19 protein-coding genes and 4 pseudogenes are annotated in these 25,531 nt (G+C 68.0%); 13 read left to right on the plus strand and 10 right to left on the minus strand.

Translation table 11 applies throughout. The features are described from left to right. Nucleotides 1-26: 26 nt before the first annotated feature. The 3 genes from D7X55_RS02955 to D7X55_RS02965 are packed head-to-tail and all read right to left on the minus strand — an operon-like array spanning nt 27 to nt 6,152. Complete coding sequence (locus tag D7X55_RS02955; RefSeq protein ID WP_121722162.1) at nt 27-3,443, minus strand: DEAD/DEAH box helicase family protein; 3,417 nt, start codon at nt 3,441-3,443, stop codon at nt 27-29. A gap of 1 nt (nt 3,444) precedes the next feature. Then, on the minus strand, nt 3,445-4,617 hold the full coding sequence (locus tag D7X55_RS02960; RefSeq protein WP_121722163.1) for a restriction endonuclease subunit S: 1,173 nt from the start codon (nt 4,615-4,617) through the stop codon (nt 3,445-3,447). Next, on the minus strand, nt 4,614-6,152 hold the full coding sequence (locus D7X55_RS02965) for a class I SAM-dependent DNA methyltransferase (protein ID WP_121722164.1): 1,539 nt from the start codon (nt 6,150-6,152) through the stop codon (nt 4,614-4,616). The genes D7X55_RS02960 and D7X55_RS02965 overlap by 4 nt, the downstream gene beginning before the upstream one ends. A gap of 284 nt (nt 6,153-6,436) precedes the next feature. Between D7X55_RS02965 and D7X55_RS02970 the strand changes: the two are divergent. Next, nucleotides 6,437-7,241: pseudogene (locus D7X55_RS02970) on the plus strand (IS5 family transposase). A 319-nt stretch (nt 7,242-7,560) separates the two neighbouring features. On the opposite strand, the pseudogene D7X55_RS02975 reads toward D7X55_RS02970, so the two are convergent. The 3 genes and pseudogenes from D7X55_RS02975 to D7X55_RS02985 form a co-directional block, all read right to left on the minus strand. Next, nucleotides 7,561-7,671, minus strand: a pseudogene (locus D7X55_RS02975) (IS5/IS1182 family transposase); the annotation flags it as partial. Between the two features lie 76 nt (nt 7,672-7,747). After that, nucleotides 7,748-8,539 (minus strand): SDR family oxidoreductase, encoded by a 792-nt coding sequence (locus D7X55_RS02980; RefSeq protein ID WP_233609508.1) that lies wholly within the window; start codon nt 8,537-8,539, stop codon nt 7,748-7,750. Beyond that, nucleotides 8,536-8,841: a nuclear transport factor 2 family protein gene (locus D7X55_RS02985; RefSeq protein ID WP_233609510.1), complete on the minus strand. Its 306-nt coding sequence runs from the start codon at nt 8,839-8,841 to the stop codon at nt 8,536-8,538. The genes D7X55_RS02980 and D7X55_RS02985 overlap by 4 nt, the downstream gene beginning before the upstream one ends. A gap of 86 nt (nt 8,842-8,927) precedes the next feature. Here D7X55_RS02985 and D7X55_RS02990 point away from each other — a divergent pair, with 86 nt between their 5' ends. After that, nucleotides 8,928-9,830: a LysR family transcriptional regulator gene (locus D7X55_RS02990; protein ID WP_121722167.1), complete on the plus strand. Its 903-nt coding sequence runs from the start codon at nt 8,928-8,930 to the stop codon at nt 9,828-9,830. A gap of 52 nt (nt 9,831-9,882) precedes the next feature. Here D7X55_RS02990 and D7X55_RS02995 read toward each other — a convergent pair whose 3' ends face one another. Beyond that, nucleotides 9,883-10,602 (minus strand): hypothetical protein, encoded by a 720-nt coding sequence (locus D7X55_RS02995; protein WP_233609511.1) that lies wholly within the window; start codon nt 10,600-10,602, stop codon nt 9,883-9,885. A gap of 594 nt (nt 10,603-11,196) precedes the next feature. Here D7X55_RS02995 and D7X55_RS03000 point away from each other — a divergent pair. Continuing rightward, nucleotides 11,197-14,112 carry a cell wall anchor protein gene (locus D7X55_RS03000; protein ID WP_121722169.1) on the plus strand — a complete coding sequence of 972 codons (2,916 nt, stop codon included), beginning with the start codon at nt 11,197-11,199 and terminating at the stop codon, nt 14,110-14,112. Nucleotides 14,113-14,605: 493 nt separating this feature from the next. Here the strand turns inward: D7X55_RS03000 and D7X55_RS03010 are convergent, their stop codons facing one another. The 3 genes from D7X55_RS03010 to D7X55_RS03020 all read right to left on the minus strand — a co-directional run bounded on the left by D7X55_RS03010 (nt 14,606) and on the right by D7X55_RS03020 (nt 16,979). Continuing rightward, a complete protein-coding gene (locus D7X55_RS03010) occupies nt 14,606-15,877 on the minus strand; it encodes a hypothetical protein (protein ID WP_147470013.1) in 1,272 nt (423 codons plus the stop codon). Between the two features lie 279 nt (nt 15,878-16,156). Then, nucleotides 16,157-16,669 carry an SDR family oxidoreductase gene (locus D7X55_RS03015; protein ID WP_233609512.1) on the minus strand — a complete coding sequence of 171 codons (513 nt, stop codon included), beginning with the start codon at nt 16,667-16,669 and terminating at the stop codon, nt 16,157-16,159. 145 nt (nt 16,670-16,814) lie between these two features. Next, nucleotides 16,815-16,979 carry a hypothetical protein gene (locus D7X55_RS03020; RefSeq protein ID WP_199746839.1) on the minus strand — a complete coding sequence of 55 codons (165 nt, stop codon included), beginning with the start codon at nt 16,977-16,979 and terminating at the stop codon, nt 16,815-16,817. Between the two features lie 44 nt (nt 16,980-17,023). Here D7X55_RS03020 and D7X55_RS45290 point away from each other — a divergent pair, with 44 nt between their 5' ends. The 10 genes and pseudogenes from D7X55_RS45290 (at nt 17,024) to D7X55_RS03065 (ending at nt 25,471) form a co-directional block, all read left to right on the plus strand. Beyond that, on the plus strand, nt 17,024-17,548 hold the full coding sequence (locus tag D7X55_RS45290) for a LysR family transcriptional regulator (RefSeq protein WP_255424944.1): 525 nt from the start codon (nt 17,024-17,026) through the stop codon (nt 17,546-17,548). Beyond that, nucleotides 17,545-17,925: a LysR substrate-binding domain-containing protein gene (locus D7X55_RS45295; RefSeq protein ID WP_255424945.1), complete on the plus strand. Its 381-nt coding sequence runs from the start codon at nt 17,545-17,547 to the stop codon at nt 17,923-17,925. The genes D7X55_RS45290 and D7X55_RS45295 overlap by 4 nt, the downstream gene beginning before the upstream one ends. A gap of 177 nt (nt 17,926-18,102) precedes the next feature. Then, nucleotides 18,103-18,204 (plus strand): annotated as a pseudogene (locus D7X55_RS45705) (helix-turn-helix domain-containing protein); the annotation flags it as partial. Next, nucleotides 18,168-18,374, plus strand: a pseudogene (locus tag D7X55_RS45710) (hypothetical protein); the annotation flags it as partial. The pseudogenes D7X55_RS45705 and D7X55_RS45710, both read left to right, overlap by 37 nt. Nucleotides 18,375-18,591: 217 nt before the next feature. Beyond that, entirely contained in the window at nt 18,592-18,819 is a 228-nt protein-coding gene (locus tag D7X55_RS44445) for a hypothetical protein (RefSeq protein WP_233609513.1), read from the plus strand. Between the two features lie 292 nt (nt 18,820-19,111). After that, nucleotides 19,112-20,599, plus strand: coding sequence for an FAD-dependent monooxygenase (locus D7X55_RS03040; RefSeq protein WP_121722172.1), 1,488 nt, complete (start codon nt 19,112-19,114; stop codon nt 20,597-20,599). Between the two features lie 305 nt (nt 20,600-20,904). Then, on the plus strand, nt 20,905-22,899 hold the full coding sequence (locus D7X55_RS45460) for an AsmA-like C-terminal region-containing protein (RefSeq protein WP_304988880.1): 1,995 nt from the start codon (nt 20,905-20,907) through the stop codon (nt 22,897-22,899). A 59-nt stretch (nt 22,900-22,958) separates the two neighbouring features. Next, a complete protein-coding gene (locus D7X55_RS03055) occupies nt 22,959-24,614 on the plus strand; it encodes a HAMP domain-containing sensor histidine kinase (RefSeq protein WP_120546904.1) in 1,656 nt (551 codons plus the stop codon). A 93-nt stretch (nt 24,615-24,707) separates the two neighbouring features. Continuing rightward, nucleotides 24,708-25,019, plus strand: coding sequence for a PRC-barrel domain-containing protein (locus D7X55_RS03060; RefSeq protein ID WP_120546905.1), 312 nt, complete (start codon nt 24,708-24,710; stop codon nt 25,017-25,019). A gap of 74 nt (nt 25,020-25,093) precedes the next feature. Continuing rightward, entirely contained in the window at nt 25,094-25,471 is a 378-nt protein-coding gene (locus D7X55_RS03065) for a type II toxin-antitoxin system RelE/ParE family toxin (RefSeq protein WP_121722179.1), read from the plus strand. Nucleotides 25,472-25,531: the final 60 nt, after the last annotated feature.

The raw sequence follows: 25,531 nt of genomic DNA on the forward strand, positions 1-25,531 counted from the left end.
CAACCGCCCGATTCCGACAGCGCAGCTCACGCCGCCGTTGCTGTGCGGCGCACTCGCTCCAGCAGCGATACCAACTCATCCACCTGTCCTGACGTGAAGAGTCCCTCGGGCCCGTGGGGCGTGAAGTCCGTGAAGGGGGACTCGTAGAGCCTCGACGGGTCCATCGCCCCGTGCTCGGTGAGGTGCTCCACGATGAGGCTGGTGAACTCCAACTGGTTCGCACTCAGCGCCTTGCCCGCCTGGAACTCATTGAGGGTGCGCTTGGCCGCCTCGCGGTCGAGCCCTACCAGCGAGCGCACGAAGAGCCCGAGGCCCTGCGCCCGCTCGCTCGCTCGCCGCAACTCCTCCTCGCCCGCGATGCCGTGCTGCGCGAGCAGCCGCTCCAGCTCCGTCAAGTCGGACGCCGTGAGGGCCTCGTTCATCCGCAGCTTGCGGACGGTGAGGTGGTGCTTGTGCGCGAGGAGGAACTGGCGCGTCTTCGCCCGGAAGCGCTCCCATTCGTCCGGCGTGGCGAAGCCGGGCAACTGCACCTCCACCGCCTCGCCCAGCACGTCCTCGAAGTTGGTGTAGACGGGGTTGCGCTGCGTGCGCTCAATGAAGCGAACCAGGGCGCGCAGGCGCTTGCGGGCGAGCTCCAGCATCGGCACGGTGACGTCCTGCCACCAAGTGTCCGACTGCACCTCCTGGATGAGGGCGAGATGCTCCTTCACCATGGGGATGCTGGTTTTCTCCTCCAGCACGTTGGCGAGCGCCTTCACCTGCTCGCGCAGCCGCATGAAAGAGGGCTCCTTGCGCAGCAGCGCCAGCTCCAAGTTGAGCATGAGGAGATCGAAGCGCTTGGACTCCTCCGCCTCGGACTCCAGCTGCGAGGGCAGCCCAGCTACCTGGTGGGCGAGCTCCTCGTGCGCCTCCTCTGACAGCTTCGCCCAGGCAGCCGGATTCGCGTACCGGGAAACCACCTCGCGGCACTGGCGGACCACGAAGTTGTCCACGTTCATGGCCGCCACCTCCCCATGCAGTACGCAGGCGACGTCGGCACGCACCGCCGCCTCAGTCGTCGCATAGCCCATGGAGGCCTCGGACTCGCCTGCAGCCAAGCCGCGCTTCTCCGCAGCAAGGCGCCTGTCCAGCTCGCCCACCAGCGCGAGCCGCCGCTTGAAGAGGCGCTTGCCGAGGGACTCCGCCACGGCCCCGTCCTCGGTGGGCGGGTGCTGACTGAAGAACTCCAGGTTCTGGCAGAAGTCGAAGACGTAAAAGAAGCGCTTGGGCTCGCCGGGACCGAAGAGGTCTGGCCGCAGGCGAGTGCCGCGCCCCACCATCTGCCAGAACTTCGTCTTGCTGCGCACCAGCTTAAAGAAGACGAGGTTCACCACCTCGGGCACGTCGATGCCCGTGTCGAGCATGTCCACGGAGATGGCGATGTGCGGCGACTTCGCCTCTTGGCTGAAGCCGTCGATGAGGCTCTGCGCGTACTCGGTCTTGTAGGTGATGATGCGGGCGAACTCGCCGTTGTAGTGCGGATAGTTGATGTTAAAGCGCTCGGCGATGAAGGCCGCGTGCGCGTTGTTCTTGGCGAAGATGATGGTCTTGCCGAGCCGGTCCCCGCCGGCCACCTTCTGTCCGCGCTCCATGAGGTGCTGCAGCACCTTGTCGACGGTGTCCGCGTTGAAGAGCCACTTGTTGACGGCCTCGGCCTCGACGCTGTCCGGGGTGCCCTCCTCCTCGTCCCACTCCAGCGCGTCCCAGGCGTCCTTCTCCTCGTCGGAGAGGGCCTCGTACTGGATGCCCTCGCGTTGGAACTTGAGGGGCACGGAGACGGCCTTGAGGGGCACGAGGAAGCCGTCCTTCACCGCCTCCTCCAGCCCATAGGCGTCGGTGGGGACGCCGCTCTCCAAGTCGAAGAGGCTGTAGGTGTTCTTGTCCACCTCGTCCTTCGGCGTGGCGGTGAGGCCGACGAGGAGCGAGTCGAAGTAGTTGAAGATGGCGCGGTACTTCTGGAAGACCGAGCGGTGCGCCTCGTCGATGATGACGAGGTCGAAGTGGCCGACGCCGAAGCGCCGGTGCCCCTCGCGCACCTCGTCGATGAGGCCCATCATCGTGGGGTACGTGGAGACGTAGACGCGCCCGGTGCCGTCCTTGTCGGTGACGAGGTTCACGGGCGCGGCGTCGGGCAGGAAGGCCTTGAAGGCGTTGGCCGCCTGGTTCACCAGCGCCACGCGGTCGGAGAGGAAGAGGACGCGCTTGGCCCAGCCGCAGCGCATGAGGAGGTCGACGAGGGCGATGACGGTGCGCGTCTTGCCCGCGCCCGTCGCCATCACCACCAGCGCCTTGCGCTGCCTGTCCCGCTCGAAGGACTCGGCGATGCGGCGGATGGCGCGCGTCTGGTAGAGGCGCTCGACGATGGTGTCGCTCACGACGGCGTCGGCGAGGCGCTTGCGGCCCGTGCGTCGCTGGTGCAGCAGCACCAGTTCCTCCCGCTTGTAGAAGCCCTGCACGCGGCGCGGCGGGTAGCCGACGTCGTCCCACAGCCAGTGCTCGTAGCCGTTGGAGAGGAAGATGACGGGCCGCATGCCGAACTGCGCCTGCAGGCAGTCCGCGTACAGTTTCGCCTGCTGCTCGCCCGCCTGGGGGCTCACGCTGGTGCGCTTGGCCTCCACGAGGGCCAGGGGCTTTCCGTCCTCGCCCCACAGCACGTAGTCGACGCACCCCACGCCCTGGGCGTTGGGCATGCCCGACACCTCGAACTCGCGGTCGCGCGGCTTGTCCAGCGCCCAGCCGGCCTCCTTGAGGAGGAGGTCGATGATGAAGCGGCGGGTCTCGTCCTCGGAGTAGTCGTGCGTGTCCGGTTGGGCGACGTTGGCCGCCTTGGCTTCGGCCACCTCGGCCTGGGCGCGCTTGAGGGCCTCGTCCAGGGTGGCCCTGTCCGCGAGCAGCGCCGAGAGCTGCTCGTCCTTCGCCCGCAGCTGCGCTTCCAGCCTCTGGAGCTGCTCCGGCGTCTGGGCGAGGGCGGTCGCCTGACGGGGCAGGACCTCCGGGTTGAAGGTGAGGCCCGGCGCAGGCTTCTGGGCGCGCGCGTAGGTGCGCGCGAGCCAGTACGCGACGTGGAAGAGCTCGCGCACCGAGGTGAGCGCGTCGTACTGGCGCACCGGACGGTGACCGTGGACGGCCTCGTTGCCCAGCTTGGTGATAACCCGCGCCTTGGTGAAGACGGCGTCACCAGCGGTGTTGCGGAAGGTGGGCTCGTGCAGCAGCGCGCTCAGGTTGTCCTGGTAGGGCAGCTTGAGGCTCGCGTCATGCTTGTAGAGCCAGGCCACGGCCAGTTCGAGGGCGCGGCGTGCGTAGAAGCAGGCGGCGCGCGCGTCCGGATGCGCTAGGGACTCGGAGCGGCTGGCGGCCTCGTAAAGGGCAGGCCACTCGGACTTCAGGAAGTCGAAGTGGCTCATCTCACAGCTCCCCTCGGAAGGCGCGATACGAAAGCGAGGCAACGAGAGCGTCCATCTCCGCCAAGGAGGCCCGATGCGCCACTTTGAGCTTGTCGATGACCGCCACACGCTGAGCGAAGGCTTCCTGCAACCCGGCGGGCGGATTCGGAATGACGAACGAGCGGATGTCGTCGAAGTTCAGGCCAGCCTTTACGCCTTGCCTGTTCCGACCCAGAACTTGCTGCCGCCCCGTAGGCGATACGAGGAACGCCGATAGGAAACGGGGGTGTAGCGCTTTCGTTCGCAGAATCGAGAGGTGCTGGTTGATGTACGCGGGGCCGAGCCCGTCGGGAATGACAGCTGTGCGCCCGAGGTCTGCAGTGATGCTCAGCAACACGTCCCCTACTTGGACGCGCGTGCGGACGGCCTCTGCCGTTTTGGGAGCAGTGACGAACGCGACATCATCGAGGAGAAGCTCGTCGTTGCGCACGTTCTGGATGCGAAGGAAGAGGTCGCCGGACTCAGCGTAGTGTGCGGCCCAACCCCGAGATCCGCTGGTCAGGAAATCCAAGACCTCGCCGAGCTTCACATTGGTCCACTGTTTGAGGACCACATCCGGCGCGCCAAAACTGCTGGCGAACATGGCCTGAGGCAGCACATCCAGGCCTTCAAGAGCTTCGCGGCGTTTGCCGCGCAGTGCTTCGGCTCGGTCCAATATTACCGCTATGCGCCGCTGCTCGACTAATGGTGGCAGAACGATCTCAACGCGCGCGACAACCGACTTCGACACCTCCTTGAACGTGGCCCCGTTGCCGAGACTCTCCAAGTAGGAGCGATGCTTGCGCAGCCAGTGGTAGAGAAACGTTGGGTGTACCTGGTCGGGCTTAGGTACGAGGCTCTTGAAGCCCTGGTTCGTCGCCATGGGCACGGTGTTCATCGCCACGTGGCCGATTGGCGCACGCGAGCTGAACAGGACCGCGCCGGGCATCAACACCTCAGCGGCGCAGTTCTGCAAACCAGCGCGCGTGATCCGCCGCTCGGTCGCGCCGATGTACGCGCCGCGCAGGCCACTTAAGTCCTTTGGCGTCGCCCAGTAGATGTCGCCGTCCCAGTACGACGGCACGCTGGTGCTCGGGGTTGCGCCCGAAACGATCTCGCAACAATCGCCAAGTCGAGTTCTCAACCAGCCCTTCATTGCAGCAGTCCCCCAAGCTCCTTCATGCCCTGCTGGATCTCAGCTTCGAGCTTGGCGAGTTCCGTAAGGATCTCTTCGGGACGACGGTGCTGGATGGCCTGCTCGACTACCTGTCGGTAGCGGCTCAGGCTCAAGTCGTAGCCCTCCGCTGCGATGTCCGCCTTGGGGACACAGAAGCTCTGCGCACTTCGAGGGCGTTTAAGTTCCGACTCCGACCGGGCCCGCCATCGGGCGAGGACATCCGGCAGGTTGTTCTTCGCTTGTTCCTCAGGCGTCAGGGATGAACGAGCTACCGGGCCGAGCTTGTCCTCCGACAGCAAGGGCGCGCGCTTGTCATCGAGGCTCCATCCGTCCGCCTCCACGCTGTAGAACCACACGCGGTCAGTGCCACCGGAGTTCGTCTTGGTGAAGAGCAGGATGGCGGTAGAGACGCCCGCGTAGGGCTTGAAGACGCCGCCGGGCAGTGAGACCACGCCCTCCAGCTTCTGGTCCTCCACCAGCATCTTGCGCAGCGCCTTGTGCGCCGTGGAGGAACCGAAGAGCACCCCCTCTGGCACGATGACGGCCGCGCGGCCGCCAGGCTTGAGCAGCCGCAGGAAGAGCGCCAAGAAGAGCAGCTCGGTCTTCTTCGTCTTCACCACCTGAAGCAGGTCCTTGGCGGTGTTCGTCTCGTCGAGGCTCCCGGCGAAGGGCGGGTTGGCGAGGACCAGCGTGTACTTCTCCGCCTCGCCCGCGTGGTCCTGCGCGAGCGAGTCGCGGTAGCGCACGTCCGGCTGCTCCACCCCGTGCAGCAGCATGTTCATGCTGCCAATGCGCAGCATGGTGTTGTCGAAGTCGTAGCCGTGGAACATCCCCGAGTGGAAGTGCTCCTTCAGCCTTGCGTCGCGCAGCGCCTCAGGGTGCCGCGCTCGCAGGTACTCGCCCGCCGCCACGAGGAAGCCACACGTGCCACTCGCAGGGTCGCAGATGACGTCGCGGGGAGTGGGTGCGCTCATCTCCACCATGAGCTGGATGATGTGGCGCGGAGTGCGGAATTGGCCGTTCTGCCCCGCGCTCGCAATCTTCGAGAGCATGTACTCGTAGAGGTCGCCCTTGGTGTCGCGCTCCTCCATCGGCACTTGGTCGAGTAGGTCGACCACCTTAGCCAACAGCGCGGGCGTCGGGATGGTGAAGCGCGCGTCCTTCATGTGGTGCGCGTAGGTGGAGCCGTCGCCGCCCACCGTTCGCAGGAAGGGGAAGACGTGCTCGCCTACCATGGCGAACATCTCGGCCGGCGCGAGGTTCTTGAAGCGCGACCAGCGCAACTCCTCGTAGGGTCGGCCCTTCGCGTCCTTGCCCTCGGGGAAGATGCGCCGCTCGATAGGACGCTTAAGGCGCGCGGCCTTGTTCTCCTCCAGCAACTGGAGGTCATCAAGCCGGCGAAGGAAGAGCAGATAGGTAATCTGCTCGATAACTTCGAGCGGGTTGGCGATGCCGCCACTCCAGAAGGCGTCCCAGATGCGGTCGATTTGGCTACGTAGGTCACTGGTGAGCATGGCTTTCTCTTCTTAGCATGAGGGGGCAGCACGCACGGACCCGCATGGCCGGGAGATCCGAAGCGCAAGGGAAATCCCGCAGCAGAGCTCTGCATAAGACCATGGCAGGATGGTCCTGCCGCCGCGCTTGGGCCTATTCGCCCGCAGTGCGTGCCCCCCTTACGACCGTGCGGGCTAGTGCTTCGTCTGCGGTGGAGTTGGAGCCCACGCGAACAGCACCTAACGAAAGTCAGGTCAGGGCTGGCCGAGCACAAGGGGCGTCCTCACCTTGAGGGGCACCGGGCATGGTTCGTGAACTCGTTCCCGACGCCTTTTGGCAGCGCGTGGCGCCACTGCTGCCACCGCCCCGGCCGAAGAAGAAGCTGGGCCGCCCTCGTGCGGACGACCGGGCGGCACTGGAGGCCATCGTCTTCGTGCTGAGGAGCGGCATTCCCTGGGAGATGCTGCCTCGCAAGCAGTTCGGCCTGTCGGGCATGACAGCCTGGCGCAGGTTGGAGGAGTGGACCCGGGCTGGCGTGTGGGAACAGTTGCAGGCGCGGCTGCTGGATGAGTTGGGACTGCGAGGCAAGGTGGACTTCTCGCGAGCTTCAATCGACTCCTCGTCCGGCTGGGCGTCAAAAGGGGGGCCCTCACGAGCCCGAGCCCGACGGATAGAGCGAAGGCGGGTAGCAAGCATCATCTTCTCGTAGACGCCTAGGGCCTGCCGCTCACCGAGTTCGTGACGGCCGCCAACGTCCACGACACGCACGAACTCTTCCCGCTCATCGACTCCGTGCCCGCGGTGCGGATGCCTTCGGGCCAGCGAAGACTGCGACCCACAAAGCTGCACGCGGACAATGCCTATGCCTCCAGGAGGAACCGGCAGGAACTCCGCCTGCGAGGCATCGTGGCTCGCATCGCGAGTCCAGGCGTCGAGTCCAAGGAGCGGCTGGGGACTATCGCTGGGTTGTGGAGCGCACGCTGGCTTGGAAGAACCAGTTGCGCCGTCTTCGTGTCCGCGACGAGCGCAGGGACGACATGCACTTTGGATTCCTCGTCCTCGGCTGCTGCGTCATGCTCCTACGGCGCCTCTGTCCTGGCATTTGTTAGGAGCTGTTAACCGCAAGGCTGAGGGTTCGAGTCCACGTCGGGGAGCATAAAAGAAGGCCCTGCCCTAAACCGGCAGGGCCTTTTTGTTTTCCACGGGCCTCGCGATGAACGTCGCGGGGCCTTCGTGCTCAAGCCGCTGAGTCCCCAGGGATTTTCCTCGCGGTACTGAAGAGCGCGCGCTGTCAGGGCGCAGCCCGTATGGCGGGGGGCCCGGCCGTCGATTCGGCTGGCCCGGCGCATGTCCCGCGTTCAGGCCACGTGCGGAGTCATCCGTCGATCCCGTACAGCTTCCACGAAGCACTGCACGTCATCCCCGGCATCCTCTGCGCACCAGCCTCGACTCCGGGTCGGTCGTTGACGCGTGCGCGGCGTTGCTTCTCTTCTCGCCGTGGAAGTCGACGGTGGGGTTGCCCTTGTCGTCCGGAGGCTCCTGGCTCACCAGGTCAGGAGGAGACCCCGCTCCGGTGCGGGAGGTCGTCCCCGCACCGGAGTTCTTCAGCAGCCTGCTAGCTCACGGGCACCGTCCCGCCGTCGATCACGTACTCCGCCCCGGTGATCGCGCTCGCCCGGTCCGAGACGAGAAACCCGATCAACTCGGCGACCTCGGCCGGACGCGCGGGGCGCCCGAGAGGAATTCCGCCGAGCGAGCGCATCACGATTTCCTTCGCGCCCGCTTCGTCGGTGCCGTTCTTCGCCGCGATCTCGCTCATGAATCCGACGGAGGCCTCGGTCTCGACCCAGCCCGGCGACACGCGATTCACGCGCACGCCCTGCGGCGCGACCTCCTTCGAGAGGGCCTTGCTGTAGTTCGAGAGCGCGGCCTTGGCCGAGGCGTACGCGGTCGTCGCTTCATGAAGCGGCATCTGCCGCTGGATCGACGTCACGTGCACGACCGCGCCGGTCCGGCGCTCGCGCATTCCGGGGACCAGTGCCCGGTCGAGACGCACCGCCGCCATCAGGTTCAGGTCGAGCGTCTTCTGCCAGGCGTCGTCGTCGAGGACGGAGAAGCCGCCTGCCGGCGCCGACGTTCCACCCACGACGTGGACCAGGATGTCCACGGCTCCGGCGGCCTTCACGACGCGCTCGCAGCCCTCGGCCGTGGCGACATCGGCGGCGATGAAGCCCTCGCCCGTTCCCTCCCGCGCGGTCGTCAGCACCGTCGCGCCGGCCGCGCGCAGCCATGCGACCACCGCCTTGCCGATGCCCTTCGTTCCGCCCGTCACGAGCGCACACCTACCCTCCAGCTCTCTCATCACGTCATCTCCTTCCGCAGGGTTGAAATGGGCATCGCGGCTCACGCGCCGATGCTCAAGGCCGCGATCCGGTCGCCCTTCATCCGGAACGCGAACGTGAGCGTGATGGGGCTGCCGGGAAACCGGCCCGTCACTCTCGCGCGAACCTCGCAGGCATCGCCCTTCGCGTTCACCTCGACCGGCTGCGCGACGGCCTGATACTTCTCCTGGGAGTCACGCCACCATTCGTCGATGGCCGCATGCCCGACATGCCGATGTCCCTCATCCTCGACAACGGCATCGGGCGCGAAGGCGTGGAGCGGCGTGGCACTGCCCGCGTCGAAATAGGCTCGAATCGATGGGTGCATTGTCATGACCCAAGACGTAAGCCCGCGCGATTGCCCGCTCAATGGGGACAAACCAGGATGCGGCATCCCGACTTACAGGATTATCGATGTATCAACCCGGACTGAATGATCTCGATGCCGTCCTCGCCGTCGCTCGCAGGAGCTCGTTTCGCGGCGCTGCCCTCGATCTCGGGATGTCGACGACGGCGATGAGCAGCGCGATCGCGAAGCTCGAAGCACATCTTGGCGTCCGCCTCTTCAACCGCACGACGCGCAGCGTCTCGCTGACCGACGCCGGCAGAGCGTTCGTCGAACAGGTGGCTCCGGGACTCGAGGACATCCGCGGCGCGATGGACGCGGCTCGCTCCCAGCAGGCAAAGCCGTCCGGCATGCTGCGCATCAACACCTTCGCGACAGCGGCGCGCGAGATCCTCGCGCCACTGGTGCTGGAGTACCTCCGCCGCCATCCGGACGTGCATGTCGACGTCGTGACCGAAGGCCGGCTGGTCGACGTCGTCGCCGAGGGGTTCGACTTCGGTGTGCGGATGGCGAACCTCGTGCCCACCGACATGATTGCCATCCCGCTGGGAGAGCCCCAACGCCATGCCGTCGTCGCTTCGCCGGCGTACCTGAAGAAGCACGGCCGGCCGCGCGTCCCATCGGACCTCTTCCGTCATCGGTGTATCCGGGTGCGCTTGCCGAACGGCAGCCTCTTCCGGTGGGAGTTCCGTAAGCGGGGGCAGACGGCCCTCATCGATGTGACGGGGCCCCTCACGCTGGACGAGGCCAGCCTCTCGCGGATCGCAGTCCTGGAGGGCATCGGACTCGGCTTCTTCATGGAGCCGGACGTGCGAGGCGACATCGAAGCGGGACGCCTCGTTCGCGTGCTCGAGGACTGGACACCGGAGCTCGCTCGGCTCTGCCTCTACTACCCTGGCCGGCGCAATTCCTCGGCCGCTCATACGGCGTTCGTCGCACTGGCCCGCGAAGTCGCGGCAGCTCGCGAATGAGGCTCGCAGAATGAAAAGTCATGAGCCTCAAACTCCAGACCCGGAGGTCCTCCTACGACGACGCGTCCTCCGAGCCGAAGTCGCGGGCCCAGTGCGCCCTCAGGATTCGCGCGAAGCTCTCACGCTGCCTCGCGCCGGAACGACGCAGCGAGTCTTGCGCGGAGATCCAGAACGGGTTGAACCGCTTCGGGTCCTCGAGCAGCACCTCGGCGAACGCCTCGAGGAAGTGCCGGACACGCTCCGGCTCCCGTCGCGCGGAGGGCGGCACGAGATCCCATTCCTGCTCCACCACGTTGGAGATGAATCCGTCCTCGAAGGTGACCACGCGGAAGAGGATGGAGAGCGACTCGTCGGGCCCCTGCTGGGTGTCCACCCATTCGAGCCGCGTGGAGTCGGTCTCGCGCACCGCCTCGAGCGGCGGCAGGCCCTCAAGACAGTCCTTCAGTGCCCGGGCCGAGAGCGGCTCTCCGGGGAGGAACGGCTCCGTGACGGTCTCCTCGGGATGGAGGTCGAGCGCCGGCAGGTCGGGCGAGCCCGTGGATGAGAAGCGCACCGAGCTGAGCCGTCTGCCTTCGCCTCCGACGTGGGTGGCGAACATGTCGAGCCGACGCGCCTCCACATCGAAGACATAGACATAGGCCACGGCACCGGTCTCCTCCGGCCCGACGCGCAGTCCCGGCTCCTCCTCCGAGAAGCGTTGGCCCTCCGGCTTCTCGGGGCCCGGCATGCAGAGCGACCAGCCCCAGGGGGCCTCATTGATGAGCTGGCGCACCACGGCCCCCAGGTCCCCCTGCGCGCGCTGCGCGCGGTACAGAAGGTGTTGCCCGAGGCCGGTTGGGTAGCCATCCCAGTGGTGATAGACCCCACGCCAGGGTCGCTCTGAGACGTGCTCGGGGATGCCCGAGCCCGACGTGTAAACAGCGATTGCACCGGGAGTCGACATGGGATGCAGAGTGTAGTGTCTCCCTCTCCCGGCCGTGAAGGCTCCACATCCTCCGGATCAGGAGGCCTCTACCACGACGCCACGACACTCCAGGCTCTGACCGATCGGGCTCTCTGGGCTGACGTCACGAGCCGGTCACAGCCACGGTCACGAGGCTTGCCTGGAGGTCCACCCCTCGGGGTGCCGGCCGCCCTTCGGCCCTCGCACCGTGCGCGGATGTCCTTGGGCTTCGCGTTCCCCAAGGACTCCGCGTGACCGCATGGACAGGACTGCCACCTTCTTTCGATGACACCCGACGATCCCAACCATTTCACGGCAGCTTTCCCGTGTCATGACAGTGGATTGCGCTTCGCACTTCGGGGTCCTTCACATGGCTGATTCCCGGACCTCCAGTCCGGTGAGTCGACACCCGATCGAAACCCCATGATCCCATTCCGAAGTCTGTGGCTCGCGGCCGCCCTGCTGATGGCCGCCTGCGGAACGACTGAGCTCGCGCAGCCCGACGACGTACAGGATGCGACGACGGCCCAGGGCCTCTCCACGCTCTCCGTGCGAGGAACCACCAGCGCGAGCGGCCTGGCCACCACCACCCTCTCCATCCCCACCCCCGCCGGTACGGCCGCCGGAGATGTGCTGGTGATGCAGCTGAGCAATCGCGAGGCCGTCACCGCCGTCGCCACCCCACCCGCTGGCTGGACGCTGCTGCGCTCCGAGCAGAGCGCCTCGGCCATCAAGTCCTGGCTCTTCCTCCGCGTGGCCACCGCGGCCGAGCCGAGCAGTCACACCTTCACCCTCGACCTCGCCAGCTCCATGGCGGCCACCCTGGTCGCTGTGTCGGGCGCGGATCCGCTCCAGCCGGTCGATGTGCACGTGGGCCAGAAGAATGGCAACAGCGCGAGCCTCGCGCTGCCCGTCGCCACCACGTCGTCCGCGAACGGCCTCGCGGTGTGGTTCTCGGCCCAGGTCTGGGGAGGCGCCGCGTGCCCCGCGGTCCACACCCCTCCGGCGGGCTTCACCGAGCGGCTCGACACCTGCCTCGTCTCGCCGTCGCTCGGCGTGCTGCACAGCGCCGCCACCTCGGAGCTCGGGGCCGCGGGTGCCCAGCCCGCCTTCACCGGCAGCTCCACGCTCCCCAACACCAACATCACGCACGCGGTGGTGCTGCGTCCCCGCCAGCCGCCGGCCACCGGGGAGATCACCCTCGTCGGCACCACGCACGCGAGCGGCAAGACGGTCACCAGCCTGACCCTCTCGACCCCTACGGGCGTCGCCGCCGGTAACGTGCTGCTGGCGCACCTTGCGAACCGGAATCAGATTGGCGCCGAGCTCACCCCGCCTCCGGGTTGGACGCTGGTGCGCACCGACATGAGCACCTGGAGCATCCGCGGATGGGTCTTCGTCCGCGTCGCCACCGCCAGCGAGCCCGCGAGCCACACGTTCCAGAGTTCCATCGCGAGCAACCTCGTCGGCAACGTCGTGGCGTATGCCGGCGTCAATCCGGTCAACCCGATCGACACGCACGCCGGCAAGAGCACCAGCGGCTCGACGGCCTTCACGACGCCGCAACTGAGCACCACGACCGCGGGCGGGGCTGCCGTCTGGTTCGGCGCGCAGGCGTGGACCGGCGCCGCGTGTCCGACCCCGGCGATCGAGCCTCCCGTGGGCTTCGCCGAGACCTACGACACCTGCCTGGTGTCCTCGTCCCAGGGCCTCGTCTTCAACGCCGCCTTCATGCCCCTCGCCGGTGCCGGCATCCAGGGACCGTTCAACGGGAGCTCGACGTTCGCCGAGACCAACGTCGCGCAGGTCGTCGCCCTTCGCCGCGCCGAGGTCGCACCGTCCTCGGGGGTCGCGTTGCGTGGCAGCTCGCGCAACAGCGGCCTGTCGCTCTCCTCGCTGTCCATCCCCAAGCCGTCGGGAACCCAGGCCAACGACGCGCTCATCGCGCGGGTGACCGTGCGCAACAACATCTCCGCGACCGTCACGCCGCCCGCCGGCTGGACGTTCCTGCGCTCGGAGCAGAGCGCCTGGGCCATCCGCACCTGGCTCTTCTACCGCGTCGCGGGCGCCTCCGAGCCCGCGAGCTACGCGTTCGGACTGGACGCGACCACCCACATGGCGGGGAGCGTGGAGGCCTTCAGCGGCGTCGATCCGGTCCAGCCAATCGACGTGCACGCAGGCCAGAAGAACGGCGACTCCGCGTCGTTCACCGTGCCCGACGTGGTGACCGGCAGCGTGGGTGGCCTCGCCGTCTGGTACGGCTCACAGGTCTGGCCGGACGCCACCTGCCCTGCCACCGGCATCGAGCCGCCGCTCGGCTTCACCGAGGCCTTCGACGCGTGCCTGGGTAACGCCAATGGACTGCTCTTCAATGCGGCCTACCGGTCGCTCACCGCGCCGGGCCTCCAGACGGGCCTCTCCGGCAGCTCCGCGTTCGTGCAGACCAACACCGCGCACGTGATCGTCCTGCGCGCCGCCAACGCCCCCAGTTGCATGGCCGGCGACACGTACGCGAGCACCTTCACGCTCCAGGGCACCGTGACCGCGCCGGAAATCGTGGAGCCCTCGGGCCTGGCCGCGAGCCGCGTGGTCGGCAACGCGCTCTACGTGCACAACGAGGACACCACCGCGATCGTCGCGATCAACACCCTCAACGCGAGCACGATCGGCACGTTCAACGTGACCAACGTGACGCCGGCCGACTGGGAGGACCTCGCGACCGGGCCCTGCCCGAGCGGCTCGTGCATCTTCATCGGTGACATCGGGAAGGCGAGCGCCAACTTCCCTCCGGGTGGCAGCCCCACTTCGTTCACGATCTACCGCGTGCCCGAGCCGGATCTCGCCCACGGCCAGACCACGGGGGGGCTCGTCGCCGAGGCCCTCCCGTTCGTCTATCCGGACGGCGCGAAGGACGCGGAGTCGCTGATGGTGCACCCCACCACCGGGGACATCTACGTCGTCACCAAGAACGGGGGCACGGGGCAGAGCGGCGTGTACAAGTTCCCCCGGCCGCTGACGCCGGGCGTGCAGGCCACGCTGATCCACGTCCACACGATCCAGCTGCCGCTGAACGGAGACGCCAACTTCTCGGCCGCGACCGCGGCGGCGATCCACCCCTGCGCGGATCGCTTCCTCCTTCGCACCTACCGCACTGTCTACGAGTTCCGTGCGACGCCGGGACTTGGCTTCGAGTCGGCCGTCTTCGCGACGCCCGTCACGCTGACCGACACCACCGAGGGCCAGGGTGAGGCGATCGAGTACGAGGCCAACGGCGCGAGCTACTTCACGATGAGCGAGAGCCCCTCGCCCTTCAGGCTCAAGCGCGTGCCCCTGCGGTAGGACCGCGTCGACACGCCGAGGAGCAAGGCCGGTCGTGGGGCACGTCCCCATGGCCGGCCTTGCTGTTCCGAGCTGGGAGTTCGCGCTCGGCGCCGCCGTTCACGCGGTCGTACACACGGCGTCCCGCCTGATGCCTCTCCTCGGAAGCGACGTGCGGCACGGAGGTCTCCGCGTCAGACTCCTTGCGAACCTGCGAGGCAGCTGCGCCCGCTGCGAGGGAGTCCACGCGGTGGAGACGATGGCCACGGCGCTGCGACGCTACTTCGACGAGAGCGGCTTCGGAGAGGACGGCGTGAAGTTCGCGGAAACTCAATCGGCCCCCGATTGATGGGCGCCAGCCGTCCCCTCCTTGAAACCACTGAATTTTGAGCACTCTGAGAGAAGAGCCGAGAACGGGTTCGCACAGGGCTTCATCCGGCGAGCAAAAAAGAAGGCCCTGCCATGAACCCGGCCGCGCTCAGCATCACCGAGGGCGTGGCGGCGTGAGTGGCAGCTACGTGTCTGGCGCCTCCACCTCACCCCGGTGCAGCCTCCGGACGAACCCACGCAGGTTGGCCCGGACCACGCGCGGCCAGATGCTGGATGGAAAGGGGCCCGCCGGGCCCCGGTGATTGACCATGACCGCGCGCAGCGCGGGCAGTGCTTCGAGTGAGGTCATGTCCACGAGCCCGGGACACTCGCGCAAATCGATGGAGCGCAGCTCGTTCATTCCCTCCAGTCCCCGCAGGGATGTGAGCTCGGTGCAGTTGCGGAGGTCGAGGTGCTCAACGCCCCGCAGGTTGCCGAGCTGTCGGATGGAGGTGAGCGGAGCGTCCTTGAGCACCAGCCGGTTGGGGCCGTCCGGCACGCGTGGATCGTCGAGGAAGGCGGCGCCCGGCACCCGGTCCAGGGAGCGAAGCTTCCGGGTGATTTCGAAGCGGAGCCCGCGAAGCTCCGGAAGGTCCGCGATGGGGGCGAGGCTGGTCGCCGCAAGCGCGCGGATCCGGAGGGTTCTCAGTCGAGGCGCGTGCGACAGGTGGCGAAGTCCCTCTTCATCGAGGAACTGGAGTTCGAGCGACGTCATGGGAAGCCGTCCCGCCCGAGTAGACGTCGCGTCCAGTGACCAGGCCACAAGCTCGAGCTCCTCGGTGTCCGGGAGCGCGGAGATGGGCTCCAGGTCTGGAGTCGACCCGAGGAGGGGCAGGCGCAGGATGGGGATGCGGCATCTCGCGATGACCTTGGCCTCCGTGACGGAGATTTGTTTGCGCAGAGAGAGGGAGCGCAGCGAGCGGAGCGCCGGAAGCGCGGAGAGGTCGTTGTTCTCGTCGCAAAGCCAGAGCTCCAGTTCCTCGATGGGAAGATCTTCGAGCCCCCGGAGGGAGAGGGGCGGGCCCTCGTGGACGACGAGCTTTCGGAGCGTCTCCAGCCCGGACAGCGCGCGAAGGTCGCCGAGGCCTCCAAAGCTGAGCTGGAGCGACTCCAGGCTTCGGCTTCGCGAGATTCCGTCGAGGTCTCGGATGCTGTTCGTCATGAATGCGAAGAGGGATGCATGGCGCAGCGCGGGCAGCTCCGAGAGGGCCGATGCGCCGACGATGCCGGTGTGCGAGTACACCGCGACGCGCTCGAGCTCCGTCAGGCCCGTGAGCCAGCGGACATCGAAGGGACCGCCCAGTCGCGGCCAGGTGCCCACGCCCAGGGAGCGGATCTGCTTGCGGAGCTCGGCGGCACGGGGCCCGTTCGCGTCGCGCAAACGCCGAAGCACCTCGATGGTTTGCTGCTCGCGCACGTCAGTGTCCTGCCAGGAGTCGCCCTCGTCGCCCTCGAAGCGGAGCTGTCCCGGCGCGGCATGAGCGCCTTCAAGGACATTTCTGTTGGGCGCGGGGTCGTAGCGCACCGTCGCGAACAGTGCCTCATCGCTTTCCCCTACCCACCGTCCTGCGTCCCACATCGAGTGTCCCCCTGGCGGCAGTGTATCTGGAACAGCCGGGCGTGGATGACGATGGCCCGCTCCTGCTCCGGTGCGGGAGGTCGTCTCCGCACCGGAGCTTGTCAGCAGCCTGATAGCTCACCCGGTGATCGCGCTCGCCCGGTCCGAGACGAGAAACCCGATCAACTCGGCGACCTCGGCCGGACGCGCGGGGCGCCCGAGAGGAATTCCGCCGAGCGAGCGCATCACGAGCTCCTTCGCGCCCGCCTCGTCGGTGCCGTTCTTCGCCGCGATCTCGCTCATGAATCCGACGGAGGCCTCGGTCTCGACCCAGCCCGGTGACACGCGATTCACGCGCACGCCCTGCGGCGCGACCTCCTTCGAGAGGGCCTTGCTGTAGTTCGAGAGCGCGGCCTTGGCCGAGGCGTACGCGGTCGTCGCCTCATGAAGCGGCATCTGCCGCTGGATCGACGTCACGTGCACGACCACGCCGGTCCGGCGCTCGCGCATTCCGGGGACCAGGGCCCGGTCGAGACGCACCGCAGCCATCAGGTTCAGGTCGAGCGTCTTCTGCCACGCGTCGTCGTCGAGGACGGAGAAGCCGCCCGCCGGCGCCGACGTTCCACCCACGACGTGGACCAGGATGTCCACTGCTCCGGCGGCCTTCACGACGCGCGCGCAGCCATGCGACCAACGCCTTGCCGATGCCCTTCGTTCCGCCCGTCACGAGCGCGCGCCTCCCCTCTAGCTCTCATCACGTCATCTCCTTCCGCAGGGTTGAAACAGGCATCGCGGCTCACGCGCCGATGCTCAAAGCCGCGATCCGATCGCCCTTCATCCGGAACGCAAAGGTGAGCGTGATGGGACTGCCGGGAAACCGGCCCGTCACTCTCGCGCGAACCTCGCAGGCATCGCCCTTCGCGTTCACCTCGATTGGCTGCGCGACGGCCTGATACTTCACCTGGGAGTCACGCCGATGCGGCATCCCGATTCAGAGGACTATCGATGTATCAACCCGGACTGAATGATCTCGATGCCGTCCTCGCCGTCGCGCGCAGGAGCTCGTTTCGCGGCGCTGCCCTCGAACTCGGGATGTCGACGACGGCGATGAGCAGCGCGATCGCGAAGCTCGAAGCACATCCTGGCGTCCGCCTCTTCAACCGCACGACGCGCAGCGTCTCACTGACCGACGCCGGCAGAGCGTTCGTCGAACAGGTGGCCCCGGGACTCGAGGGCATCCGCGGCGCGATGGACGCCGCTCGCGCCCAGCAGGCAAAGCCGTCCGGCATGCTGCGCATCAACACATTCGCGACAGCGGCGCGCGAAATCCTCGCGCCACTGGTGCTGGAGTACCTCCGCCGCCATCCGGACGTGCATGTCGACGTCGTGACCGAAGGCCGGCTGGTCGACGTCGTCGCCGAGGGGTTCGACTTCGGCGTGCGGATGGCGAACCTCGTGCCCACCGACATGATTGCCATTCCGCTGGGAGCGCCCCACGCCATGCCATCGTCGCTTCGCCGGCGTACCTGAAGAAGCACGGCCGGCCGCGCGTCCCATCGGACCTCTTCCGTCACCGGTGTATCCGGGTGCGCTTGCCGAACGGCAGCCTCTTCCGGTGGGAGTTCCGTAAGCGGGGGCAGACGGCCCTGATCGATGTGACGGGGCCCCTCACGCTGGACGAGGCCAGCCTTTCGCGGATCGCAGTCCTGGAGGGCGTCGGACTCGGCTTCTTCATGGAGCCGGACGTGCGAGGCGACATCGAAGCGGGACGCCTCGTTCGCGTGCTCGAGGACTGGACACCGGAGCTCGCTCGGCTCTGCCTCTACTACCCTGTCCGGCGCAATTCCTCGGCCGCTCACACGGCGTTCGTCGCGCTGGCCCACGAAGTCGCGGCAGCTCGCAAATGAGGAAGGAGTACCGCGATGGCAGCCGCCGGAGAAGCGCTCGGGTCCGTCCACGCTCATCCCGCTTTGCGACGAAGGTGGAGTGCTGCACGCCGGACTTGAACCGCTGCGTCAAAGGAGGCCCTGCGGCACGTCCCGCGCGACCTGTCGCTGCTCACGCCCAGGTACCTGGCGGGCAAGCTGCACCTGAGCGAGCGGACCCTGTCCCGGCGCTTCGAGGTGGCGACCGGCACCAGCCCCGGACAATGGATCCAGGGGCTGAAGCTCCAGGCGGCGCGGGCGCTTTGTCTGACAGCGGCCAGCTCAAACGTCGCGAGGCCGCCCATCGGGGCCCACCGCATCGAAGTGACGCAGGAGCGCCGCCCCAAGCGGAGGCACGATCGCGCGAGGCAGCGCGTGCCGTCGTCCAGGAGCAGGGGACTGACGCATCGCTGCGCGACATCGCCCGCCGGGCCGACGTCGGCCTCGGCACGCTGTACCGTCACTTCCCGACGCGAGAGGCGCTGCTGGAGGTGCTGCTCCGCTCGAGTCTCGACGAGATGACGGCGCAGGCGGCCGCGCTCGAAACGTCGAATGCACCCGACGAGGCGCTCGTGACGTGGCTGCGGGAAGCGGTCGCGTTCACGAAGAACTACCACGGCGTCACGCAGTTGCTGGCGGCCGCGCTGGATGATCCGCAGTCCGCGCTCCACGCGTCATGCGTCATGCGTCACGGTGCGCTCGGCAGGCGCGCGGCTCCTCTCCCGTGCTCAAGCCAAGGGGAAGGCGCGAAGAGACCTCAACGGCGAAGAGTTGTTCGCGCTCATCGCGGCGCTGGCATGGCTCGGCGACCAACCCTCGCTTGGCCGGCACGCGGATCATCTCTTCGAAATCATCGCGAGCGCGATCAGGAGATGAATGGCCGTCACGAGGTGTTCCGATGGGACGGAACCCCGCGTGCCGTTCAGGCCTGGAACCAGGCCCAGACGCTGGACACGGCGCGGACCGCTTCGCATCTCCCCCGAGGAGCAGCTGCAATTCCTGGCACGGCTCTACAGGGGTTGCTCCAAGCACCCGGGCTGGTACAGCCACGGCGGCCCTCTGCCCTCTTTCCACTGCCAGCAAATGCCAGACCCCGGGTGTTGCCGCAAGCCCCCCCGGCCGTGCTCCACCATCGCCCGTTTTGCTCCAGAAGCGGGAGGCCCGACAGATGCCTACGGACGTGGTGACACAGCACGCGGTGGTGATTGTGGGAGGAGGGCCTACGGGCCTGATGCTGGCGGCGGAGCTGGCATTGGCGCGGGTGGACGTGGCCATCGTCGAGCGGCGCGCCAGCCAGGAGGTCGCCGGCTCTCGCTCGCGCGGCCTGCACGCGCGCAGCCTGGAGGTGCTTGATCAGCGCGGGGTCGTCGAGCGCTTCGTCTCGCAAGGGCAAGCGGTCCAGAACGTCGCATTCGGGCAGACGCCGCTGGACCTCAGCGACTTCCCAACCCGTCACAACCATGGGCTCGCGCTCTTGCAGGAGCGCTTCGAGCACATCCTGGCCGGGTGGGTAGCCGAGCTGGCGGTGCCCATCCACCGTGAGTGCGAGGTGACAGGCTTCACGCAGGACGACACCGGCGTCGACGTCGAGCTGTCCGGCGGCCGTGCGCTGAGGGCGAAGTACCTCGTTGGATGCGACGGGGGACGCAGCCTCGTCCGCAAGGCGGCAGGCATCGGGTTCCCGGGGTGGGACGCGTCCATCAGCTACCTCATCGCCGAGGTCGAGATGACCGGAACGCCGGAGTTCGGCATCCGGCGGGACGAGAAGGGCACCTACGCCATGGGCCCGGCGGAGGGCGGACGCGTGGGCGTCGTGCTGAGGGAGGAGCAGGTCCGCACGGGCGACGCACCGACCCTCGAGGCCCTGCGCGAGGGGCTCGTCGCGCTCTACGGGACGGACTACGGCCTGCGCCGCGCCACGTACCTGTCGAGGTTCAGCGACATGGCGCGGCAGGCGGCGTCCTACCGGGACCGGCGGGTGCTCCTGGCCGGCGACGCGGCCCACGTGCACTCACCCATGGGCGGACAGGGGCTCAACCTTGGCGTGCAGGATGCCGTGAACCTGGGATGGAAGCTGGCCCATGTCGTGCGCGGCGTCTCGCCGGACAGCCTGCTCGACACGTACCAGGCCGAGCGGCACCCCGTCGCGGCCCGTGCGCTGCAGAAGACCCTGGCGCAGACCGCGCTGAGTCGCGGTGACGCGCGGATGGACGCCGTGCGCGAGACGCTGTCCGAGCTGCTGCGGATGGACGGGCCACGCAAGCAGTATGCGGCGATGATGTCGGGGCTGGACGTCCACTACGACCTGGGCAACGGACACCCGCTGCTCGGGCGCCGCATGCCGGACCTCGACCTGCTCACCGCTGACGGCCCCCGGCGCGTGTTCCACCTGTTGCATGACGCGCGGCCCGTGCTGCTCGACCTGGGCGAACCCGGCACGCTCGACCTCACGCCCTGGGCGGACCGGGTCCGGAGCGTCGCCGCCCGCTACACGGGGGCGTGGGAGCTTCCGGTGCTCGGCGCTGTCACAGCGCCCGTCGCGGTGTTGATCCGGCCGGACGGACACGTCGCGTGGGTCGGAGAGGGCTCGGGCCAGGGTCTGCATGAGGCCCTGACCCGATGGTTCGGGCCGCCGCGCGCCCAGGGACCTCAGTAGGACTTCGCGCACTCCGACCAGTTGGGCACGTGGCACGGAACGTCGTTCACCGGTGTGATGGTATCGAGGGTGACGTCGCGGGCCACCGGCGGAACGTTGGGCGGCGGGTCGTTGTCGCGACACGCGGCAAGAAGGGGCGGGTCGGAGTCGCGCCGGCCTCGTGCAGGCCATGACGCGTCCGCCTCCGTCGGAGGTACCACGGACGGAGGAAGGGCACGGCCCGCCGAGCGGCGCCAACGCGCCGGCGTCTGCCCATCTTTCCTTGCATGAGCCGAACGTCCCATCCCCCTCGTCGAGCCCTGAAGGTGGCGCTTGCCATCGTGGGCGTGGCCTTCGTGCTGACGATCGCGGCGTTGGCCATCAAGCCTTCCTGGCTCGGTGAGCGGCTGCGCGCCCAGGTCGAGGCCGTGGCGACGCGCTCGCTCGGCCGCGAGGTGACCATCGAGAAGCTCGACGCGCACCTGCTCCCCACGCCCGGCGCAACCATCACGAACTTCCGTGCCGAGGGAGCGGGCTCCGAGCCCCCCTTCCTCGAAGCCTCCCGTGTCACGGCGACCGTCCAGCTCTGGCCCTTCGTGCGGAGCCTGGGCAAGGACGTGCGCGTGGGCGCGGTGCGGCTCGAGGAACCCACGCTCAACCTGGTTCACCACGTGGATGGCTCCTGGAACCAGGAGACGCTCGCACGTCCGCCCGAGCGGCCCTCCGGAGCATCCGGAAGCAACACGGACATCGAGCACCTGCGCATCCGGGATGGCGTGGTGCGCGTGATGGACCAGCAGGCGGAGGGCAGGCCCGCGGTGGCCGCCCTCCACGACATCGACGCGGACCTGAAGCATGTCGGGCGGGGCCAGCCACTCGAGGGCAAGGTGCGGATGGCGCTGGCCGCTCCCAAGCAGAACGTGGGGCTGGACCTGAAGGTCGATTCGCTCCCACAGGGCCTGCCCCAGGAGGGGCAGCCCTGGCCCCGGGTGACGGCACGCCTGAAAGGCCAGGACGTGTCCGTGAGCGCCTTCCGCCGCCTCCTCCCGGCCTCCGCGACGGAACTCTTCACCGGAGGGACGTTGAACGTCGACGCGGAGCTGAAGACCGACCAGGGCCGGTACGTGCTGTCCGGACATGGCTCGGCGAAGGGGCTGAGGCTTCGAGGAGACCCGGCGAACGGCTCGTTTGACTTCGACTCGCGCATCGACCCGGACCAGCCGGAGGCGGCCAGGGTGGCGTTCACCCGAATCGCCCTGTCAGGCCCTGGCGTCGAGCTGGGAGGAACCGCGTCCGCACAACTGAAACCCGCGCGCGTCCGGTTCTCCCTGGCGGGCAGGGAGCTGGACCTGGGGCACCTGCTTGGCGCCATGCCCCCCCGCTCCGCCCCGGATGAGGCGCGCCCCTCCGGCACGCCGCTCATCCCGAAGCGCACGGGGATGGGGAAGGTGGACGTGGATGGAATGCTCCGCATCGCGACCCTGCGCCATGGCGCGCTGACGGCGTCGGACGTCGACGTCCGGGCGAAGCTGGACGATGGCGCCCTCGTGCTCCAGCGAGGCACCGCGCAGGTGTACGGCGGACGCGCGAATCTCACCGGTTCCCGCGTGGACTTCACGAAGGCGCAGCCGGTGTGGTCGCTCAAGGCGGCGCTGGACGGAATGGACACGGCGCAGGCCTTCCAGGCGCTCACGGGACGCTCCTCGCTCCAGGGCGCCGCCAGCGGGAACCTCCAGCTCTCCGGAGCGGGCCTGGGCTGGGAGCGGGTCCGCGGCCAGATGACGGGCGCGGGGACCCTGCGGCTGAAAGAGGGCGTCTACACGCCGGCGGACCTGGGCGAGACGGTGGCCTCCACCGTCTCGCAGGGGCTGGAGGCCCTGGGGAAGAAGGGGGCCTCCGGAACCGTGCGGAAGGCGGGGCAAGGCACGCACTTCAAGGACCTGGACGCGCGCTTCCGCATCCAGGATGGCTGGGTGTCCTTCACCCAGCCCATGGCGTTCGATTCGGACCTGGGAAAGGGGACCCTGGACGGACGGGTGTCATTGGATGAGCGCCTGGAGTTGAACGGAGCAATCCAGGCGTCCCAGCAGTTCGTGTCCGGGCTCACCCACGGCGCGGTCCCCCTCCGGGCGCCGGTATCGGTTCCCATCACCATCACCGGCACGGTGAAGGACCCCCAGGTGAAGGCCGGCAGCCCCACGGACATCGCGCAGGCGCTGCTGCCGGCGGTGCCCGTGCCGAAGGAGCTCAAGGGCCCTGTGAACCAGGCGCGCAAGGGGCTGGAGGGCTTCTTCCAGAAGCGGCCCCGCGAGAAGAGATGAGCCCGCTGGCGGGGGAACCTCCAGCCCCGATGCGGGCCATGGGAGAACGAGGTGTCGCGATGGCAAGTGTCGCGGAGAACATTCGTCAGCATCGTGAGGAGATCATCCACGGGTGGTCCGAGCAGGCCGCCCGCGCTGCGTCCGCACGAGGGCTGGATGGGCCTGAGTTCAAGAACGTCATGCCTTCGTATCTGGCCTCGCTCGCCGAAGAGGAGGGGCGCCCCGGTGCGAACGCCAACGCCCGGAAGGCGCACATCCAAAGCCATGTGGCCACCCGCCTCCGGCAGGGCTTCAACGTGGCGGAGGTCATCGAGGAGTTCGCCATCCTGGGACGATGCGTGACCCATACGTGGGCGAACGCTCCGCCCAGGGACCGTCCCAGCCCCCAGGACGTGGAGCGCCTCTTCGCCGAGCTGCATGACGCATCCGTCACCGTGGCGGAGCGCTTCAGCCAGCATCTGCTGGAGGACGAGCAGACGGAGAAACGATACGTGCGGCTGCTCCAGAAGGAAGCCAGCCAGGCGCTCCTGGAGGATACGACGTCCCTCCATCCCCCCTTGAAGGGAGCCCTCGAGTTGATCGTCGAGGCCATGGGCGCGCAGAGCGCGGCCGTGCTCCTGTATGAAGTCGAAGGGGAGAGGCTCGTGACCGCGGCCGCCTCGGGGCTGGCGAGCGAGCAACTGGAGCGCTACGCGACCTCCATGAGCCCCTCATCCTTTCCCGGAAAGATTGCCGCTGGGAGCGACGAGACCTGTTCGGTCCTGGATGCCGGAGCGACACCGTTCGAGCTGAGCCCCCAGCTTCGCCAGAGCGGGCTGCGTTCGCTGCTCGGGGTTCGGCTCCCCCCCCACCGTGCACTGGTGGGCGTCATGTTCGTCGGCCTGACCGAGGTCCGGGAGTTCTCCCCCCGGGAGAAGGCCCGGCTGATCTCGCTGGGACAACAGCTGAGTGTCCACCTGGACAACGCCAAGCTGTACGCGAAGCTTCGGGAGAAGATCGAAGCGCTGCAGGTCGAACGAGGCCTTCGCGAACGCTTCGTCTCGGTGCTCGCCCATGACCTTCGCGGCCCCCTGTCGTCGGCGAAGTCTGGGGCACACCTGCTGCTGCGGCATCCCGAGCGCCTGGACCAACGGCGAGACCTGGCACTGCGCATCGAGCGGAGCATCGAACGCACGGACCAGATGGTGCGGGATCTGCTCGACGCGAACCGCCTCCAGGCAGGCCAGCGGCTCCCGCTTCGCCTCGACACCTGCGACCTGGATGGCATCGCCCGGGAGGTGGTTGAAGAGTTGAGCGCGATCCATGGAGACCGCTTCGTGCTCCACGCGGAGGAGTGGGTCCGGGGAGTCTGGAGCGCGGAGGAGCTCCGCCGCGCGCTCTGGAACCTGGGGAGCAACGCCATCAAGTACGGCTCCGCCACGGAGCCCATCACCTTCACGGTCACCCGGACCGGAGACACGGCGCGAGCCGCCGTCCACAACCGGGGTCCTGTCATCCCACTCGCGGACCAGGAACAGATCTTCAAGCCCTTCACCCGGACCCACTCCGCGCAGGAAGGCCCTTCGAAGGGGTGGGGGCTTGGACTGACGCTCGTCTGGGGGTGTGCGCAAGCCCATGGAGGAAGCGTCGCGGTCCAGAGTGACGCCGCGACGGGAACGACCTTCACCCTCACGCTGCCGCTGGACGCCCGGCCCTACCAGCCTCGCGAGCCGTGAGCCGCCCGCCTGGATGAGGCGCATCCACGCATCATCCGCCCCGCACGCCTACGTTCGCGTGTCCATCCTCTTGAGGAAGAGGAGAGTGGGCACATGCGATTTTCCGAGCGGATCCACCCAGGTCGCACCGTCGTCGCCGCAGGGGGGGAAAAGATAGGCGTCGTGGAGGCCCTGTTCATTGACGCCGAGACCTGGAAGGTCGAGGGGCTTCAAGTGAAGCTGGGCTCCGAGACCGCCGACCAGATTGGGGCGTTCTGGAACCTCTTCCATGCCGGCCGGGTCGAGCTGCCCACCCGCATCATCCAGTCCGTCAGCGACACCGTCGTGCTCTCCGTCTCCGTGGACGAGCTTCGCCAGGTACTGCCTTCGGAGTCGACGCAGCACTCACACGGAGCGCAGCCCTAGACGAGGAGCGCTCCCCTTCCATCCACACGAACATGGACCTTCCGGGCGAAACGCAAGCACTGAGGTGTCTCACCATGTCTTATCGCGTCACCATCACCCCCGAACTATCGGAGGCCTACGAGAAGCTTCCTCTCTCCGAGCGCCACCCCATCCAGGAGCGGCTGGACATGCTCGCCGCGGCGGCCGACGACGCCGCTCAATCTCCGTCCCGGATGGGTCGCCCCCATGCGAAGGAGCTCGCGGTCGTCTCTCCAGGAAGTCACCGCGTGTTCCTGGGCGACCAGTGGATTGCCTACTGCGTCCAGGCGCAAGATCGCACCCTCCGGTTGCTGGACTTCGGCAGCTGGAGCATGGGCCCGCTGGCGCGCCAGGACTCGACCGCCGAGGAGTCGCACGACCCGGGACAGCCGGAGGACGGCAGTCACCCGCGCAGCCCCGATCACGGCGGCTGAAGGGCCCCCGCCGGCCGGCGCTGACGCTTCGGCGTGGGCGTCACCCCATCCCGCGTTGGC

It is taken from the genome of Corallococcus sp. AB049A (genome assembly GCF_003668885.1).
In the GTDB taxonomy this organism is placed as follows: domain Bacteria; phylum Myxococcota; class Myxococcia; order Myxococcales; family Myxococcaceae; genus Corallococcus; species Corallococcus interemptor.

What these genes read in the sequence shown, in the direction of transcription:
- D7X55_RS02955 (WP_121722162.1), bottom strand. Translation starts at nt 3,443, where the DNA reads ATGAGCCACTTCGACTTCCTGAAGTCCGAGTGGCCTGCCCTTTACGAG.
- D7X55_RS02960 (WP_121722163.1), bottom strand. Translation starts at nt 4,617, where the DNA reads ATGAAGGGCTGGTTGAGAACTCGACTTGGCGATTGTTGCGAGATCGTT.
- D7X55_RS02965 (WP_121722164.1), bottom strand. Translation starts at nt 6,152, where the DNA reads ATGCTCACCAGTGACCTACGTAGCCAAATCGACCGCATCTGGGACGCC.
- D7X55_RS02985 (WP_233609510.1), bottom strand. Translation starts at nt 8,841, where the DNA reads ATGCACCCATCGATTCGAGCCTATTTCGACGCGGGCAGTGCCACGCCG.
- D7X55_RS02990 (WP_121722167.1), top strand. Translation starts at nt 8,928, where the DNA reads ATGTATCAACCCGGACTGAATGATCTCGATGCCGTCCTCGCCGTCGCT.
- D7X55_RS03000 (WP_121722169.1), top strand. Translation starts at nt 11,197, where the DNA reads ATGATCCCATTCCGAAGTCTGTGGCTCGCGGCCGCCCTGCTGATGGCC.
- D7X55_RS45290 (WP_255424944.1), top strand. Translation starts at nt 17,024, where the DNA reads ATGTATCAACCCGGACTGAATGATCTCGATGCCGTCCTCGCCGTCGCG.
- D7X55_RS44445 (WP_233609513.1), top strand. Translation starts at nt 18,592, where the DNA reads ATGATCCGCAGTCCGCGCTCCACGCGTCATGCGTCATGCGTCACGGTG.
- D7X55_RS03040 (WP_121722172.1), top strand. Translation starts at nt 19,112, where the DNA reads ATGCCTACGGACGTGGTGACACAGCACGCGGTGGTGATTGTGGGAGGA.
- D7X55_RS03055 (WP_120546904.1), top strand. Translation starts at nt 22,959, where the DNA reads ATGGCAAGTGTCGCGGAGAACATTCGTCAGCATCGTGAGGAGATCATC.
- D7X55_RS03060 (WP_120546905.1), top strand. Translation starts at nt 24,708, where the DNA reads ATGCGATTTTCCGAGCGGATCCACCCAGGTCGCACCGTCGTCGCCGCA.
- D7X55_RS03065 (WP_121722179.1), top strand. Translation starts at nt 25,094, where the DNA reads ATGTCTTATCGCGTCACCATCACCCCCGAACTATCGGAGGCCTACGAG.